This window comes from Barrientosiimonas humi, assembly GCF_006716095.1.
Taxonomy (GTDB): domain Bacteria; phylum Actinomycetota; class Actinomycetes; order Actinomycetales; family Dermatophilaceae; genus Barrientosiimonas; species Barrientosiimonas humi.
The window spans coordinates 3,251,474-3,267,106 of the sequence record NZ_VFOK01000001.1; the positions used below are offsets into that span (position 1 = coordinate 3,251,474).

General features: G+C 69.6%; 15 protein-coding genes. 7 read left to right on the top strand and 8 right to left on the bottom strand.

Translation table 11 applies throughout. The features are described 5' to 3' along the window. Positions 1-938: 938 nt before the first annotated feature. Positions 939-1,319, top strand: coding sequence for a PH domain-containing protein (locus tag FB554_RS15085; RefSeq protein ID WP_142007201.1), 381 nt, complete (start codon positions 939-941; stop codon positions 1,317-1,319). A 59-nt stretch (positions 1,320-1,378) separates the two neighbouring features. Then, complete coding sequence (locus FB554_RS15090) at positions 1,379-1,738, top strand: NUDIX domain-containing protein (RefSeq protein ID WP_142007202.1); 360 nt, start codon at positions 1,379-1,381, stop codon at positions 1,736-1,738. 130 nt (positions 1,739-1,868) lie between these two features. On the opposite strand, the gene FB554_RS15095 is transcribed toward FB554_RS15090, so the two are convergent. From FB554_RS15095 to FB554_RS15105, 3 genes are read right to left on the bottom strand one after another with little or no spacing between them, the layout of a single operon-like run. Continuing rightward, complete coding sequence (locus FB554_RS15095) at positions 1,869-2,714, bottom strand: carbohydrate ABC transporter permease (protein ID WP_211344617.1); 846 nt, start codon at positions 2,712-2,714, stop codon at positions 1,869-1,871. Beyond that, positions 2,711-3,658 carry a carbohydrate ABC transporter permease gene (locus FB554_RS15100; RefSeq protein WP_142007203.1) on the bottom strand — a complete coding sequence of 316 codons (948 nt, stop codon included), beginning with the start codon at positions 3,656-3,658 and terminating at the stop codon, positions 2,711-2,713. Before FB554_RS15100 ends, FB554_RS15095 begins: the two co-directional genes overlap by 4 nt. A gap of 8 nt (positions 3,659-3,666) precedes the next feature. After that, on the bottom strand, positions 3,667-4,989 hold the full coding sequence (locus FB554_RS15105) for an extracellular solute-binding protein (protein ID WP_170206911.1): 1,323 nt from the start codon (positions 4,987-4,989) through the stop codon (positions 3,667-3,669). A 116-nt stretch (positions 4,990-5,105) separates the two neighbouring features. Here FB554_RS15105 and FB554_RS15110 point away from each other — a divergent pair, with 116 nt between their 5' ends. From FB554_RS15110 to FB554_RS15125, 4 genes are all read left to right on the top strand, one after another. Further along, positions 5,106-6,101, top strand: a complete 996-nt coding sequence (locus FB554_RS15110; RefSeq protein ID WP_170206912.1) for a LacI family DNA-binding transcriptional regulator — start codon at positions 5,106-5,108, stop codon at positions 6,099-6,101. A gap of 45 nt (positions 6,102-6,146) precedes the next feature. Beyond that, entirely contained in the window at positions 6,147-7,958 is a 1,812-nt protein-coding gene (locus FB554_RS15115; protein WP_142007206.1) for a glycoside hydrolase family 2 protein, read from the top strand. Between the two features lie 116 nt (positions 7,959-8,074). Further along, on the top strand, positions 8,075-8,950 hold the full coding sequence (locus tag FB554_RS15120; RefSeq protein WP_142007207.1) for a DUF6801 domain-containing protein: 876 nt from the start codon (positions 8,075-8,077) through the stop codon (positions 8,948-8,950). 129 nt (positions 8,951-9,079) lie between these two features. Continuing rightward, positions 9,080-10,423 (top strand): mechanosensitive ion channel, encoded by a 1,344-nt coding sequence (locus FB554_RS15125; RefSeq protein WP_142007208.1) that lies wholly within the window; start codon positions 9,080-9,082, stop codon positions 10,421-10,423. 143 nt (positions 10,424-10,566) lie between these two features. Here FB554_RS15125 and FB554_RS15130 read toward each other — a convergent pair whose 3' ends face one another. After that, positions 10,567-11,151, bottom strand: a complete 585-nt coding sequence (locus FB554_RS15130; protein WP_170206914.1) for a TetR/AcrR family transcriptional regulator — start codon at positions 11,149-11,151, stop codon at positions 10,567-10,569. A gap of 72 nt (positions 11,152-11,223) precedes the next feature. Between FB554_RS15130 and FB554_RS15135 the strand changes: the two genes are divergently transcribed. Beyond that, complete coding sequence (locus FB554_RS15135) at positions 11,224-12,117, top strand: oxidoreductase (protein ID WP_211344618.1); 894 nt, start codon at positions 11,224-11,226, stop codon at positions 12,115-12,117. Between the two features lie 36 nt (positions 12,118-12,153). On the opposite strand, the gene FB554_RS15140 is transcribed toward FB554_RS15135, so the two are convergent. The 4 genes from FB554_RS15140 to FB554_RS15155 form a co-directional block, all read right to left on the bottom strand. Beyond that, positions 12,154-13,062, bottom strand: a complete 909-nt coding sequence (locus FB554_RS15140; protein WP_236022168.1) for an HNH endonuclease — start codon at positions 13,060-13,062, stop codon at positions 12,154-12,156. 56 nt (positions 13,063-13,118) lie between these two features. Further along, the gene (locus FB554_RS15145; RefSeq protein WP_236022169.1) at positions 13,119-13,730 is read right to left on the bottom strand and encodes a DUF305 domain-containing protein; all 612 of its coding nucleotides are present in this window, start codon (positions 13,728-13,730) and stop codon (positions 13,119-13,121) included. Positions 13,731-13,827: 97 nt separating this feature from the next. Continuing rightward, entirely contained in the window at positions 13,828-14,922 is a 1,095-nt protein-coding gene (locus FB554_RS15150) for a HAMP domain-containing sensor histidine kinase (RefSeq protein ID WP_236022170.1), read from the bottom strand. Further along, positions 14,919-15,614 carry a response regulator transcription factor gene (locus FB554_RS15155; RefSeq protein WP_142007211.1) on the bottom strand — a complete coding sequence of 232 codons (696 nt, stop codon included), beginning with the start codon at positions 15,612-15,614 and terminating at the stop codon, positions 14,919-14,921. Before FB554_RS15155 ends, FB554_RS15150 begins: the two co-directional genes overlap by 4 nt. Positions 15,615-15,633: the final 19 nt, after the last annotated feature.

The following is a 15,633-nucleotide window of genomic DNA, read 5'->3' on the forward strand; positions in this document are numbered from 1 at the left end:
CGTAGGCGAGTTGCTCGCCTACGCCCCATGCGCTGCTGCTGGGTGAACGGCGAGGCTCGAGCAGGCTGACTGCGCGCGACCCCCCTCGTCGAGCGGGCGAAGCTGTTGGTTGGCCATGTTGGACGCGCTCCTCGAACAGTGCTGGTTCAGCCGTCACTGGCCCTCTTCCCGGTTTGGTCGGCGCCCCACAAGGGGTGCGAGTATGTGCCATGGTTGAGTAGCACGCTACTCAGTAGGACCGACAGAGCCCATCGTGACAAGCCGTCAGCTCAACATCCGGCTGAGCCCGCAGGCGCGGGATCGGCTTGACGCGCTTGCCTTCGTTCGTCGCACGGCTGCCTCAACCTTGGCTCGCGACATTGTCCTGGACTACCTGCACCACCATGGTGACGAGCCTGGGCACGACGCCGCCCTGCGTGCCCTCGACGCGCATGACAATGCAGATCGAACCCGTCCGAGTGCCCGCCGGCTCGACGTCGCGTGGATCCCGGGGCCTTGGGCCGAGGCGGCTTCGAGCGAAGACGAACATGCGGAGGGCCCTAGAGAGGAGCCCCTGGCGGACGGGCGAGATGGCTAGACGCCCGTCACACGAAGGAGACTGACGTCCGGGCGTGGAGAGGGAGGGGCCTTGCGCGATCCGCCACTGCACTGTCGTGCCAACAAGGGCGACTTGACGATGTCGCGGCTGGTCAACGCGTGTCGCTGACAAGCCGCCACCACAGAGCGAAGCTCCCCGGGCGGATCATCCGACCGAGAGATTTGTCATGGTTGTGCCGAGTGCGATGCAGGCACAGGCGGTTGCCACGGAGGGGCTGGTCGCACTCGTCGCGCGACTTGGTAGGTCACGCGTAGGTCGGCGCCGCCGGTGAGCGGCGGGAAGCCGATGCCGGGTCCGTCTGTGACGACGTGACCGTCTCGCGCCGCCGTACGGTCGACCCATGATCGACTTCCAGAACGCATCCATCGTCAAGCTCGACAGAGTCGATCCGGGCCGCGTGCTGGCGGATGTTGATCCGCTGCTCACTGAGTCGGAGACCGTCCTGCACGCCTACAAGGGCGCCCGCGACTACGTGGTGATGACCGAGCGGCGGCTGATCACGGTGAACGTCCAAGGCATCACCGGCTCCAAGCGGGACTACACCTCCTTGCCGTGGTCGAAGGTGCAGGCGTGGTCGGTCGAGACCGCGGGCGCCTTCGATCGCGATGCGGAACTGGATCTCTGGTTCAGCGGACTCGGCGAGATCCGGCTGGAGTTCAGGGGAACGGTTGACATCCGCCAGATCGGCCGGCTGATCGCGGCGCACGCGTTGGCAGGTTGATACGTGGGCGTGTTCGGCGGCGAGCAGCGCAACCGGCTGGGGCTGCATAGCCTCAAGACGTGAATCTGCGAGAGAGTGCCCGCGCCCTCATCGTGGACGAGGCGAACTCGGTCTTGCTCGTGCACTTCGACTGGGCCGGGCTCGACCTGCCCGACGGCTTCTGGGCGAACCCAGGAGGTGGTCTCGAACCCGGCGAGAGCCAGCGCGACGCGCTCGCGCGTGAGCTCGACGAGGAGGTCGGTCTCGCGATTCATGACATCGGGCCTGAGGTCTGGACCAAGACCGCGATCTTCCCGATGGGTGAGTGGGACGGCCAGGTCGACCACATTCATCTCGTACGCGTGCCGCACTTCACGCCGGCCCCTCGCCTGAGCCCCGAGCAGCTTCGTGCGGAGAACGTGCACGAGATCCGGTGGTAGTCGTTGGCGGAGCTCCAGAGCACGACGGCCGCGTTCGCCCCTCGAGCGATGCCCGCGCTCCTGACGGAGCTTCTCGGCGGTCCCGAACCTGCCGAACCGCTTGTGCTGCAAGGGTTCTGACGCCTTCGACCTACTTGATCCCCGTGCTCGCCACGCCCTGCACGATCTGGCGCTGGAACAGCAGGAACACCACGAACAGCGGCAGTGCGCCGAGCACGGCAGTGGCCATGACCTGGGCGTACATGATCCCGAACCCGCTGGCGACCGTGGCCATCCCGACGGGGATGGTCATCTGGTCGACGTTGCTGAGCACCAGCAGCGGCCACAGGAAGTTGTTCCAGCTCGTGACGAAGGTGAAGATCGCGACGGCGGCGACCGCGGGGCGGGTGAGCGGCAGGCAGATCCGCCAGTAGATCCCGAACCAGCTGGTGCCGTCGACGCGTGCGGCGTCGATCAGCTCGCGGGGCAGGCCCGAGAAGAACGACTCGAAGATGAAGACCGCGATGGGGGCGGCGACCGCGGGCAGCACCATCGCCCAGTACGTGTTCAGCAGCCCCATCCCCTGCACGATCTGATAGAGCGGCAACACAAGAATCTGGCCGGGGATCAGCAACCCGGCGAGCACCAGCGCGAACACCCCGCCGCGCCCTCGGAACCGGGTCTGGGCCAGCGCGAACCCGATGAGCGAGGTCACGAACACCGTGAGCACGACGGTGAGCGCGGCGATGATGAAGCTGTTGAGATACCACGTCAGCATCGGGGTGCTGTCGAGCACCTTGCGGTAGGCCTCGAGCGAGAAGTTCTCGCTCCACCACGAGGTGGGGTCGGCCGCGATCTCCGACTCCGGCCGCAGCGAGGTCACCCCGGCGAACAGCAGCGGCACCACCCACACTGCGGCGAACAGCACGAGCACGATCGCCGAGAAGATCTTGAAGACCCGCGAACGGCCGTTGTAGTCGAGGGGATTCGTGGTCACGCGTCCGCTCCCTTCCGAGTGCGCACCCGCGCGAGATACCAGAGCACCGAGATGATCAGGACGACCGCGAAATAGATCATCGTCGCCGCGGCGGAGTAGCCGGCCCGGTAGTCGGAGAAGCCGGTGTCGTAGATGTACTGCATCACCGGCCGGGTCTCGGTGCCCGGGCCTCCGGCGGTCAGCAGATACATCTGGTTGAAGATCTGCATGCTCGCGAGGATCTGCAGCATCGTCACCAGCACCACGGTCGGCCGCAGCAGCGGGAGGGTGAGCGACCACAGCGTGCGCACCGGGCTCGCCCCGTCGAGCGCGGCCGCCTCGTAGACCTGCTCCGGGATGTCCTGCAGTCCGGCCAGGAACAGCACGAAGTTGAACCCGATGGTCCACCAGACCGTCAGCGCAGCGACGGAGATGAAGCCCCACCGCGCCTCACCCAGCAGGTCCGGGACCGGCAGACCGAGCGCCTCCAGGGCGTTCGGCAGCAGCCCGATCTCGGCGGCGTAGAGCCACCCGAAGATCATCGTGACCGAGGTGACGGGAAGGACGAACGGCGCGAAGAAGATGAAGCGGACCAACGCTTTTCCGCGAGCGACGCGCTCGGCCAGCACCGCCAGCACGAACGCCAGGATCACCAGCGGCGGGACGGTCAGCACCGTGAACCACACCGTGTGACCCATGGATGCCCAGAACTCCGAGTCGGTGAAGATCTGGCGGTAGTTGTCGAGCCCGACCGCCTCACCCAGCCCCGGACGTACGGACGTGGTGTTGAAGAAGCTCATCACCAGGCCGAAGACCGCCGGTCCGATGAGGAACAGCAGGTAGAAGGCGAGGAACGGGGCCGCCATCAGCCAACCCGCCCGGTTCTCGTCGGACCGGCCTCCGGTCGGCAGCGTGGCCACGGTCCTGGCCGGGGCGGCGTCGTCGATGATCGTGGTGGTCGCCATCTCGTCCCTCACTCCACCGGCGGCTTCGCCGCGGCCAGCTTGTCGAGCTGCTTGCGCATCTCCCGTACGGCCTGGGCCGGCTTCGCCGAGCCCGTCTGGCTGGTGGCGATGGCGGCACCCAGCAGGTTCTGCAGCTGACTGCCGGCGCCGGAGTACCACGCCGGAGGGTCGTACTGCGCGGTGCGCGCAGCCTCGGTGTAGTTGGCCTGCGGGCGCATCGCGCGGAACTCTGCGGAGTTCTGCACCGGCAGCCAGGCCGGGATGTGGCCGCCCTTCGCCCAGATCACGCTCGACCCGATGAGCGAGCGCACGAAGTCCAGCGCCGTGCCGCGTCGCTGGTCGTCCATCTCGGCGTTGCGCGGGAGCACCAGCGCATGGCTGTCGGCGTACGCCACCGGCTTGGGGCCGAACACGTGCGGCACGGGGACCACGTCGAACTTCAGGCTCGAGCCGGCGTACGTCGGGATCTGCCACTCCCCGTCGAGCAGGAAGCCGACCTTGCCGGTCGAGAAGAGCGAGGTGACGCCCGGTCCGTCGATGCTCTTGGGCATGAGGCCGGACGTGGTCAGCCCTTGCATGAAGCCCAGCGCCTGCGCCGCGAGGTCGTCGTCCAGCGTGACCCGGGTGCCGTTGTCGGCCACCACCGATCCGCCGAGCTGGTAGTAGAGCGTCGCGAACCAGCGCCAGTTGGTGGACGGGTCCTTGGTGATGTTCACGACCCCGCCGTAGCCACCGGTGACCCGCGCGGCGGCGGCGATCGCGCCGCGGAACTGCTCCGGCCCGCGGATCGGACGGAGCTTCCCGTCGCTGCCGAGCAGGCCCGCCCTGCGACACACGTCGACGTTGTAGAACAGGACGAAGGGGTGGGTGTCCAGCGGGACCGCGTGCAGGCGGTTGTCGTACCGCGACTTCTGCACCGCCGTCGGCACGAATCGCCCGGGATCCAGGTCGTGCTCGCCCAGCAGGGACTCATCGAGCGGCTGGAGCAGGTCGGCCTGGGCGAGGGTCTGCAGACGCGACAGGTGCACCGCTGCGACGTCGGGCGGGGCGCCGCCGGAGGTCGCCAGGGTGAGCTTCGTGTAGTACGGCGTGCCCCAGGCGAGGACGGTCGCGTCGAGTCGGACGTCGGGATGGGTGCGGAGGTACTCCTCCTGCATCGTCACCATGTTGGCTCCGTCGCCGCCGGTGAACATGTTCCAGTACGACAGCTGGCCCTCTGGGGGAGCCACCCCGAACAGGCCGCGCGCGGCAGGCGACCCGCAGCCGCTCAGCGCAGTGGCCGCCGCCAACGAGCCGAGCACGGCGGCGCGCCGGGACAGCCGGCTGCTCACGGGGCCGTTCCAGGTTGCAGAACCGATGACATCGGCAGCACCTCCTTGTGCGTTCCGACGAGTTTGCATCGCTGCATGCAACGTTGCAAGGATTTTGCTACTTTTCCCTCGTGGCGGTGACTCTCAAAGAGGTGGCGACCCGCGCGGGGGTGTCTCCGCGCACGGTCTCCAACGTCATCAACGACTTCCCCTATGTCTCGCAGACGACCCGTGAGGCCGTGCTGCGTGCGGTCGCAGAGCTGGGCTATCGCCCGAATCTCGTTGCGCGGCAGCTGAAGTCGGGACGGACGGGCGTCGTCGGGCTTCTGCTCCCGTCGGTGCGCGAGCAGTACTTCGCCGCACTCGCCGACGCGGTCGGGCGAGCCGGGCAGCAGCGGGGCTGGTCGGTCGCGATCGAGCAGACCGACGGCGCCCCCACCGCGGAGATGGCCGGCAAGGCCACCCTCGACCACTTGTGGGACGGCGCGATCGTGAGTGCCGTCAGTGTCGCCGAGCGTGACCTGGCGCAGGGGACGACGCCCTTGGTCGTCCTCGGGGAGCACGGCGCGGAGTTCGACCTGGCGTGGGTCGGTGCTGACAACAAGGCGGCCGCCCGAGAGGCCACCAGCCACCTGATCGACGCAGGGCGCACCCGCATCGCGGTGATCGGGCACCAGCGCGGTCCGGGAGGGGAGACCGGCGCCCTGCGCACCGCGGGCTTCCGCGCGCGCATGCGCAGCGCCAAGCTCAAGGTCTCGCCCGCGTGGGTCGTGCAGCCCGACGGCTACGGGCTCGAGCAGGGCTATCGGGCCATGGGCGGGCTCCTCGACCTGCCGCGGCGGGACCGGCCGGACGCGGTCCTGTGCTACAACGACGAGCTCGCGCTGGGTGCCCTGCGCGCCCTGCACGACTGCGGGGTCGACGTGCCCGGGGAGATCGCCCTCATGGGATGGGACGACCTCCCGAGCTCGGGATTCACGACGCCGCGGCTGACGTCGGTGAGCGTGCCCGTCGCCGAGGTGGCCGAGGCCGCGGTGGACCAGCTGGCCCAGCAGATCGCCGCCGGCCGGCGCTCCCGCGAGCACATCGTCGTCCCGCACCAGATCGTCGCGCGCGAGAGCACCCGAGCCTGACCGCGCGCTCCCCTGACCGAGCCACCCTCGACGAGAGGCGACACCATGAACCGACCCACGCCCGACGTACCGCGCCCGGAGTATCCCCGCCCGTCGTGGGTACGCGATCGCTGGCTCTCCCTCAACGGCACCTGGGACTTCGAGATCGACCAGGGCGACAGCGGGTTGGAGCGTGGCCTGCTCGAGGGTGACCTCGGTGCGCGGATCACCGTGCCGTTCGCGCCGGAGTCGAACCTGTCGGGTGTCGGGGAGACCGACTACCTCAACGCGGTCTGGTATCGGCGGACGCTCGACGTGCCGGCCGACTGGGCGGGCAGCACCCTGCTGCTGCACGTGGGGGCGGCCGACTACGACACGACCGTCTGGGTCGACGGCGTCGAGAAGGGGCGCCACCGTGGAGGATTCACGTCGTTCACCGTCGACCTCGGTCCCGTCGACGAGCTGAGCGACGCGCCGGTGCTCACCATCCGGTGCCGCGACGACGGCCGCGCCGGGCAGGCCCGCGGCAAGCAGACGCGCGAGGTGCACGGCCGCGACGCGGTCTACGGCCGCACCACCGGCATCTGGCAGTCGGTCTGGCTGGAGCCGGTGCCCACGGCCCACCTCAAGCGCGCGCGGATCACCCCCGACGTCGGGGCGGGCGCGTTCCACCTTGAGCTGCCGGTCGCCGGTCCCCGTCGCGGCCTCCGCGTCGAGGTGCAGCTCAACGACGACGACGGTGAGGTCGCGACGACGACCGTCAGCGCGGAGTCCGACTTCACGCCGCTGAAAACCGTTGCGATCCCTGACGATCGGCGACGCCTGTGGTCGATCGACGACCCGCACCTGTACGACCTGCGCCTGCGCCTGCTCGCACCGGACGGCTCCGTCGTCGACGAGGTGCGGACGTACGCAGGGTTGCGGTCGGTCACGATCGACGGGCTCGCGATCCGCATCAACGGCAAGGTCGTCTTCCAGCGGCTCGTGCTCGACCAGGGCTACTACCCCGACGGCCTGATGACGGCCCCCAGCGACGAGGCGCTGGTCGAGGACATCCGGTTGTCGATGGCCGCCGGCTTCAACGGTGCCCGGCTGCACCAGAAGGTCTTCGAGGAGCGCTTCCTCTTCCACGCCGACCGGATGGGCTACCTGGTGTGGGGCGAGTTCGGCGACTGGGGCTGTCGCGAGCCGGGCGGCCCCGGCCTCGACAACCAGCGGCCCGACGCGTCGTACATCACCCAGTGGCTCGAGGCCGTCGAGCGCGACCGCAACCACCCGAGCATCGTCGGCTGGTGCCCGCTCAACGAGACCTTCCAGAAGCGGCACGACCGGATCACCGTGCTCGACGACGTCACCCGCGGGATGTTCCTCGCCACCAAGGCCGCTGACCCCACCCGCCCGGTCATCGACGCGTCCGGCTATGCCCACCGCGTCGACGAGACCGACGTCTGGGACTCGCACAACTACGAGCAGGACCCGGCGAGCTTCCGCGCGGCCATGGCGCCGCTCGCGGAGGGCAAGCCGTACGCGAACCAGGGAGACGAATGGTCCCTCCCCTATCGCGGACAGCCTTATTTCTGTAGCGAGTTCGGCGGCATCTGGTGGAATCCCGCCGCCGAGCAGGGTGCCGACTCCTGGGGGTACGGCCAGGCCGTGGCGTCCGAGGAGGAGGTCTACGAGCGCTTCCAGGGCCTCGTCGACGTCCTGCTCGACGACCCGCACATGTTCGGCTACTGCTACACCCAGCTCACCGACGTCTTCCAGGAGCAGAACGGCGTCTACTTCTTCGACCGCAGCAGCAAGCTCGACGTCGACCGCCTCCGGGCGATCCAGTCGCGCAGTGCCGCGATCGAGGCGACCGAGGGCCGAACCGACTGACGCCCGAACGGGTTTGGGCGATATTTCCCCCACGCGCGCGTGGCAGGCCCTACGCTCCGCTCAACGTCACCGCGCGCGGACTCCTGGGGGCCGCGCCTCTCCCTGCAAGGACTCTCATGAGCAACCTCTCGCTGCCCAAGCGCGCCGCCCGCACCGGCGCCGCCCTCGGCATCCTCGGCGTGACCATGGCGCCGCTCGCCTTCGCCGGATCCGCTAGTGCCGCAGAGCTTTCCGGCCTGAAGTACGCCTGCTCCTACCTGGCCGAGGACGGCGAGTCCTACTCCTTCGACGACCCGTGGACGCTCAACATCAGCGCCGACCTGCCGGAGAGCGTGCGCAAGGGCGAGGCCGTCGACGCGCCGCAGTTCAAGGCCCGCATCACGATGGGCAACGACGCCGTGCAGGCGCTGCGCGACAGCGACTACACCGTCGTGACGGAGGGCGGCAGCCTGCACCTGTACACCGTGGGTTCGCAGGAGCAGGTCGCGCTCGTCGACTTCAACACCCCGGCGAGCGTGCCGTCCTCGGGCACCATGACCGTCCGCGGCTCCGGCGAGGGCGAGGAGTTCACGCCGCGCACGGCCGGCAGCCTCACGGTCAAGGTCGGCGAGATGGCCGTCCTGATCGCCGACGACCAGGGCGAGTCGGAGATCGACTGCGAGCCGCTGAAGGGTCAGAACCTCACGCTCGGCACGATCGCCGTCACCGGCGGCACCGCGAGCCCGACGACCAAGCCGACCGCGAGCCCGACGGGCACCGGCACGCACAGCCCCACGGCGACGGGCACGCACAGCCCGACGGCGACCGGCACCAGCACGCCGACCGACAGCTCCACCGCGGCCCCCACCGACGGCGGCCCGTCCGGCCCGCGCGTCGACACCGGTGTCGTCGGCGACGGCGGCAGCAACCGCGCCGTGGCGCTCGGTGCGACCGGCCTGGCCAGCGCGTTCGGGCTCGCGTGGGCGTACGCCCGCCGCGCGCTGCGCGACTGACCGTTCGGATTACTACCGCGCCCAGAAGGGTGCAGCCGTCCCCCGGCTGCACCCTTCTGGGCCGTCGTATGTATTGACAAGCGCCATATTGTCGAGCCGACAGCCAGCCACCTATGAAGAGGTGAAGGGATGACCATTCCGACCTTGGCCCCAGCTCGGTTCCAGACCGCGTTCTGGGACGAGTTCAACTGGGCCGACATCGCCCAGAAGGCGATCCTCGCGGTCGTGATCCTGGCCGTGACCTGGATCGTGGCCAAACTCGTGACCCGGGCCTTCGCGGCCCTGGTCGGCAGAGTCCCGGCCCTGCAGAGAAGCAGCGCCGACGGTTCGAGCATCGGTCAGTCGCTCGGGCAGATCGTGTCGTTGCTGGTCTGGATGTTCGGTCTGATCGCCGTCCTCCAGCTGTTCCAGCTCGACCAGGCGCTCGCCCCCGTGCAGAACCTGCTCAACGGGGTGACCTCGTTCCTGCCCAAGCTGATCGGCGCCGGCGTCGTGTTCGTCATCGGCGCGCTCCTGGCGAAGGTCGTGCGCGAGCTCATCGAGACCGCGCTCTCCGCGCTCCCGATCGACCGCTGGCTGGGTCGGGCGCGCGGCGCTCAGAACCAGGTGACGGCCGAGGCGACCGGCCACCGCGAGCAGCAGCAGGCGTACAACAACCCGGCTGAGGGTGGCCAGATCGGCCAGCAGTACGCCCAGCAGACCGGCCAGGCGCCCGCCCAGCAGGGCGGCCCCGGGGCTGGTGGCGCCGGCAGCGTCGGTCAGCGGATCGCGAAGACCCTGGCCACGATCGCGTACGCGCTGATCATGATCGTCGTCAGCATCGCCGCCCTGCAGATCCTCGGGATCCAGTCGATCTCGCGGCCGGCGGAGCGGATGCTCACCACGATCTTCGACGCCATCCCGGTGATCCTGGCGGCGCTGCTGCTGCTGGCGCTGGGTGGTCTGATCGCGAAGTTCGCGGCCGACATCCTCGGCCAGATCCTCGAGGGCGTCGGCACGGACCGCGTGCTGCGTGACGCCGACCTGCTGCCGGAGGGCAAGAGCGCCACCCCGATCATCACCAAGATCGTGCAGGTCGCGATCGTGCTGTTCTTCGCGGTGATGGCGGCGCAGACGCTCAACTTCCCGCAGATCACCCGCTTCCTCAGCGAGGTGCTCGAGCTCGGCGGACGTGTCGTGTTCGGCGCGGCGATCATCGCGGCGGGCGTGTTCATCGCGAACCTGCTCGCCAAGCTGATCGGTGGCGAGGGCGCGACGCCGCTCGTCATCCGGGTCGCGACGATCGTGCTGTTCTCGGCAATGGGCCTGAAGTACATGGGCATCGCCGACTCGATCATCGAGCTCGCCTTCGGCGCCCTGGTCGTCGGCGGTGCCGCGGCCGCGGCGCTGGCGTTCGGCCTCGGTGGCCGCGACGCCGCCGCCCGGCAGCTCGAGGAGCTGCGGCAGCGCAAGGGTGAGAACCAGAACAACTGACCCTGGTCAGATCACGAGGCCCGCGTCGTACGTCGGCGCGGGCCTCGTGCTGTGCGTGGGCTGACGTCGTGTGCGGTGCGGTCGGGCCCGGGTGGAGCCCGGCGGCGCCTTTACTCTGGGGCACCACGTGCCCCAAAGGAGAGTCAGCGCGGACGCAACCCGTCAAGCACGTGGTCGGCGGCGCTGGCCAGCAGGCTCTGCGACGACCCGGCCGTGATGAAGCCGGCGTTGGCGAGCGAGGTCAGGCCGTGCAGCACCGCGACGACATAGATGCCGAGCTGCTCGGGGTCGCCCTCGATCAGGTTGCCGCGCCGCTGCTCTTCGGCGATGACCTCCAGCGGCACGCGAAAGGCCTCCGCCACCGCCTCGTCCATCCCCTCGACCGGTGAGTGCTTGCGGGTGAACATCAGCTGCACCAGCTCGGGCCGGGCCATCGAGAACTCCAGATAGGTGACCGCCAGCGCGGTCAGGCGGTCGCCGCCGCCGACGTTGCGCATGGTCTCGGCGTAGGCCTCGCCGAGCATCGTGAACCCCTGCTTCGCCACCGCGTCGAGCAGGTCGGCCTTCCCGCTGAAGTGCCGCTGCGGCGCGCCGTGACTCACCCCGAGATCGCGGGCGATCCGGCGCAGGCTCATGTCGCGGACGCCGTCGACTTCGATGACCTCCACGGCCCGGGCGAGCAGGGCGGGCCGCAGGTTGCCGTGGTGATAGCGGGCGCTGTCGGTCACCTGCCTATTCTGCGCCAAACCCGGCAGAATGTATCCGTTGACAACTATGTAGGCGCTGGCTACTTTCGCGGCATGGCGATGACGTCCCCCTGGACCCCTGACCGCATCCCCGACCTGACTGGCCGCCATGCGGTGGTGACCGGCGGCAACAGCGGCCTCGGCCAGGTCGCGGCCACCCACCTGGCGGCGCGCGGCGCCACGGTCACCCTGGCCGTTCGCGACGTCAGCCGTGGCGAGCGGGCCGCGTCCGCCATCACCGGCGACGTGCGGGTGCGCCAGCTCGACCTCGCCAGCCTCGACTCGGTGCGCGCCTTCGCCGCCGACTGGTCCGAGCCGATCGACATCTTGCTCAACAACGCGGGGATCATGATGGTCCCGCAGGGCAGGACCGCCGATGGTTTCGAGCTGCAGCTCGGCACCAACCACCTCGGCCATTTCGCCCTCACCCTCCAGCTGCTCCCGCACCTGCGCGACCGCGTCGTCACCGTGTCCTCGCAGGCGCATCGCCGCGGCAGGATCGCGCTGGACGACCTGCACTGGGAGCAGCGGGCGTACGACCCGGCCGGTGCGTACGCCCAGGCGAAGCTGGCCAACCTGCTCTTCACGCTCGAGCTCGCCCGGCGCCTCGAGGGGCGTTCGTCGGTGCGCTCGCTCGCCGCTCACCCCGGCTACTCCGCCACCAACCTGCAGAACCACAGCGGCAAGCGTGGCCCGCACGTCGTGATGCAGCTCGCCAACCGCTTCATCGCCCGGGATGCCGAGGCCGGCACCGAGCCGCTTCTGTTCGCCGCCGTCGAGGACATCCCGTCCGGCAGCTACGTCGGTCCGGCGAAGGCGTACGAGTGCCGCGGGCAGCCCACGCTCGTCGGCCGCTCGCCCGCCGCCAGCAACGTCGAGCTGGCGAAGGAGTTCTGGCTGCGCTCGGCCACGGAGGTCGGTCTGTCGCCCGAGCTCACGCTGGGGTGAGCCGGGGCTGTCCGAATGGTTCGGACAGCGGGGCGCTCAGGAAGCCAGGAACCGATCCCACTGCATCTCCAGAAGGTCGGGATCCGGCTTTTCGGACCTGCGGCGAGGAAGAACACGCAGGCGCTGGCCGTGCATGTCTTGCAGTCCGTGCCGCAGCATCGGTCCGTCCACCTCACGCAAGACCTCTTCACGGATGGCCAAGGTGTAATCGGGGCGAATGCCGAGGATGCCCGTGTCGTAGGCCGCGTGGTGAATCTTGCACAGGGACAACCCATTTCGTACGGCCGCAATGCCCGCCCGATCGCTGTCGGGCACGATGTGGGCCGCGTCCAGCAGGACGGCGTGCCGCAGCTCGCAGACACTGCAGCGCTCGCCGTATGCCCGCAGCACCATCCCACGGAAGATTGGCTGATGCAGGCGATGCTTCGCCTCCCGGGCCACGTAGCGACGCAGCACTTCCTCCTGGAGGGTGTCACCGGCCTGGGGCAAGACGCCCTCGATCGGCGACAGGACGAACTCGTGCAGTGCTCGGTCCTCGGCGACGATGAAGACAGGGAAGACCGCTTGATAGGTGCCCACCCCGACGCCGTAGAACCAGATCAGCGGTAGCTGCTGCTCATAAGCCCGCCGGAGTCCGCGGTTCTCCGGATGGTCGGGGTCGGTGCCGCGCCACTTGTAGCTGATCAGACCGTCGGGCCGCAGCGCGTCTTCGTAGGGTCGTTCGGCGCCGTCCGGCCGGAATGTCGTGCGGATGGACAGCGCCGCTTGCAATTGGGCTGGCTTGCGGATGCCGCGCTGGCGATCCATGAGCGGGAAACGTTCGCCGCGGAATCGGAACTCGCCGATCTCATCCGTGGACAGGTAGTGCCGCTGGTCATCGGTGCGGACGGCCAGCCATGCCATCGCCTCACGACGCAGCGCCGCATCGTCATCCTCCGTCCACACGCGAGCAGCTTGTCAGGAACCGCCGGCGGCGTGGGCCGATTCGCCTGCGGAGGCGGCTACTTCTTCAACAACCTCTCCATCGTGCGGATCTCGGCGTTCTGGCTCTTGATGATGCCGTTGGCCATCGTGCGCACGTCGGGGTTGTTCGTGGTCTTGTTGACGTCCTGCGCCATCTGCACCGCACCCCGGTGGTGCTTGATCATCATCGTCAGCCACTGCCGGTCGAACTCCGGCCCCTCGGCCTTCTTCAGCCCATCCATCTCGGCCGGCGACATCATGCCGCTCATGTCGTGACCGCCCGGCATCGAGGTGGGCGCACCCCACGACTTCAGCCACCCGGTCATCGTCGTGATCTCCGGGCCCTGCGCCTTGCGGATGTCGGTCGCGAGCTTCTTCACCTGGGCCGACGACGACGGCTTCCTCAGCGCGATGTCGGCCATCTCGATCGCCTGCTGGTGGTGCGGGATCATCATCTGCGCGAACATCACGTCGCCCTGCCGCCCGGAGTCCGCCGGTGCCGAGCTGGAGCTGTCCATCGTGCTCATGTCGTGCCCGCTGCTCTGGCTCCCACCGGCTCCGGTCGAGCTGTCCCCGCTGCCGCACCCGGCGAGCAGAAGGCTGCCGGTGAGGAGGGCGGTGGTGGCGACCAAGGACGTACGTCGTGGCACGGGGTGCTCCGATCTGGTTGCAGCTGGGCGGTTCTCACCCCAGCCTGCGGCCGGGCCCACCCTCGGCGGATGGGCGTTCGATGGAGATTCGATGGAGTCAGGCGCGCGGCAGGCGCACCGTGAACGTCGCACCCGTCCCCGGCCCGTCGCTGGCCACCGTGATCGTCCCGCCGTGCGCGTGCACCATCGCGCGGCAGATCGCCAGACCCAGCCCTGAGCCGCCGTGGTCGCGGTCACGCGCGGTGTCGGCGCGGAAGAACCGGTCGAAGACGTACGCCAGGTGCTCGCCCGCGATCCCCTCACCGGTGTCGCTGACGACCACTTCGACGGCGTCCCGCGCCTCGGCCCGCACCGTGATGCTGCCCGCGCTCGTGTGCCGCACCGCGTTGTCGAGCAGGTTGGTCATGACCTGCTGGAGCCGCAGGCGGTCGCCGGTGACCACCAGTCCGGGCGCCACGTCCGAGCGCAGCGACACCGCAGACCCCGCCAGGCGCGTGCGCACCGGTTCGACCGAAGCGGCGAGAAGCGCTGTGACATCTATGGATTCGCGGTCCAGCACCAGCGCCGATTCGTCGGCCTGCGACACGGCGCGCAGGTCGTGGGTCAGGCGGGTCAGCCTCTCGACCTGCTCGCGCAGCACGCCGGCCGTCGACGCGTCCGGTTCCACCCCGTCCTCGAGCCCGTCGAGATAGGCCGTCATCGTCGCCAGCGGTGTGCGCAGCTCGTGCGCGAGGTCGGAGAGCAGCCGGCGACGCACCTGCTCGGTCTGCTCCAGGTCGTCCGCCATCCGGTTGAAAGCCGTTGTCACCGTGGCGATCTCGGCCGGCGTGCTCGGCTCGTCCAGCCGCACGTCGCGTCGCCCGTCAGCGATCTCACCCGCCGCGGTCGCCATCGAGGTCAGCGGCCGCGCGAGCCGGCGACCCAGCACCCACGCCACCACCGCGGCGGCCAGCACGGCCGCCCCGCCGGCCGTGGCGAGCGTGATCAGCCCGGCCGACCGGAAGGCCTCCTCGACGTGCGCGAGGGTGCTGGACGACGGGTCCGCGCCCGCTCGCACCATGTGCTCGTGGAACAGGGGCGGCCCCACCAGGGCTGCCGTCACGGCGGCCACGACCGCCGCGACCACGAGCACCGCCAGCTGTGCGAACAGCAGCCCCGTCGACAGCCTGGGCCGGCCACGCTCACGGCTCACGCGCCCTCACCCGCCCGATAGCCGACCCCGCGCACCGTCACGACGTACGCCGGCCTCGCCGGGTCGTCGCCCAGCTTGCGGCGCAGGTGCTTCACGTGGGTGTCGACCAGGTGCTCGTCGCCGACCCAGTCGGCTCCCCACACCTCGGCGATCAGCTCGCGCCGAGCGAACGCCCGCCGCGGCTGCGCGAGAAGCGTTGCCAGCAGGTCGAACTCGAGCTTCGTGAGGTGCACCGGCGCTCCCGCGACCACGACCGTGCGCGCCTGCGGGTCGAGCTCCAGCGCCCCCAGCCGCAGCACGGCGACCGGCGGGGTCGACGCGCGCGGCCGCCGCAGCAGCACCCCCACGCGGGCCACCAGCTCGCGCGGCCGGAACGGTTTGGTGACGTAATCGTCGGCACCGACCGACAGCCCGATCAGCGTGTCGGTCTCGTCGTCCCGTGCGGTCACCATGAGCACCAGCGGGTCGGAGAACTCACGCACCCGCCGGCACACCTCGATCCCGTCGAGCCCCGGCAGCCCGAGGTCGAGCACCAGCACGTCGGGCACCCACTCGCGCGAGACCTCCACCGCGGTCGCGCCGTCGTGACACATGCGTACGTCGTGGCCGGCCCGGTCGAGATAGTTGCGGATCATCCCGGCGAGCGCCCGCTCGTCCTCCACCACGAGCACCCGCGCGGCCGTCGACGACATCACCGCCTCACCCTCGCAC

Coding starts and splice junctions, on each gene's coding strand:
- FB554_RS15155 (WP_142007211.1), bottom strand. CDS start 15,614: ATGTCGTCGACGGCCGCGCGGGTGCTCGTGGTGGAGGACGAGCGGGCG.
- FB554_RS15085 (WP_142007201.1), top strand. CDS start 939: ATGATCGACTTCCAGAACGCATCCATCGTCAAGCTCGACAGAGTCGAT.
- FB554_RS15135 (WP_211344618.1), top strand. CDS start 11,224: ATGGCGATGACGTCCCCCTGGACCCCTGACCGCATCCCCGACCTGACT.
- FB554_RS15115 (WP_142007206.1), top strand. CDS start 6,147: ATGAACCGACCCACGCCCGACGTACCGCGCCCGGAGTATCCCCGCCCG.
- FB554_RS15125 (WP_142007208.1), top strand. CDS start 9,080: ATGACCATTCCGACCTTGGCCCCAGCTCGGTTCCAGACCGCGTTCTGG.
- FB554_RS15100 (WP_142007203.1), bottom strand. CDS start 3,658: ATGGCGACCACCACGATCATCGACGACGCCGCCCCGGCCAGGACCGTG.
- FB554_RS15120 (WP_142007207.1), top strand. CDS start 8,075: ATGAGCAACCTCTCGCTGCCCAAGCGCGCCGCCCGCACCGGCGCCGCC.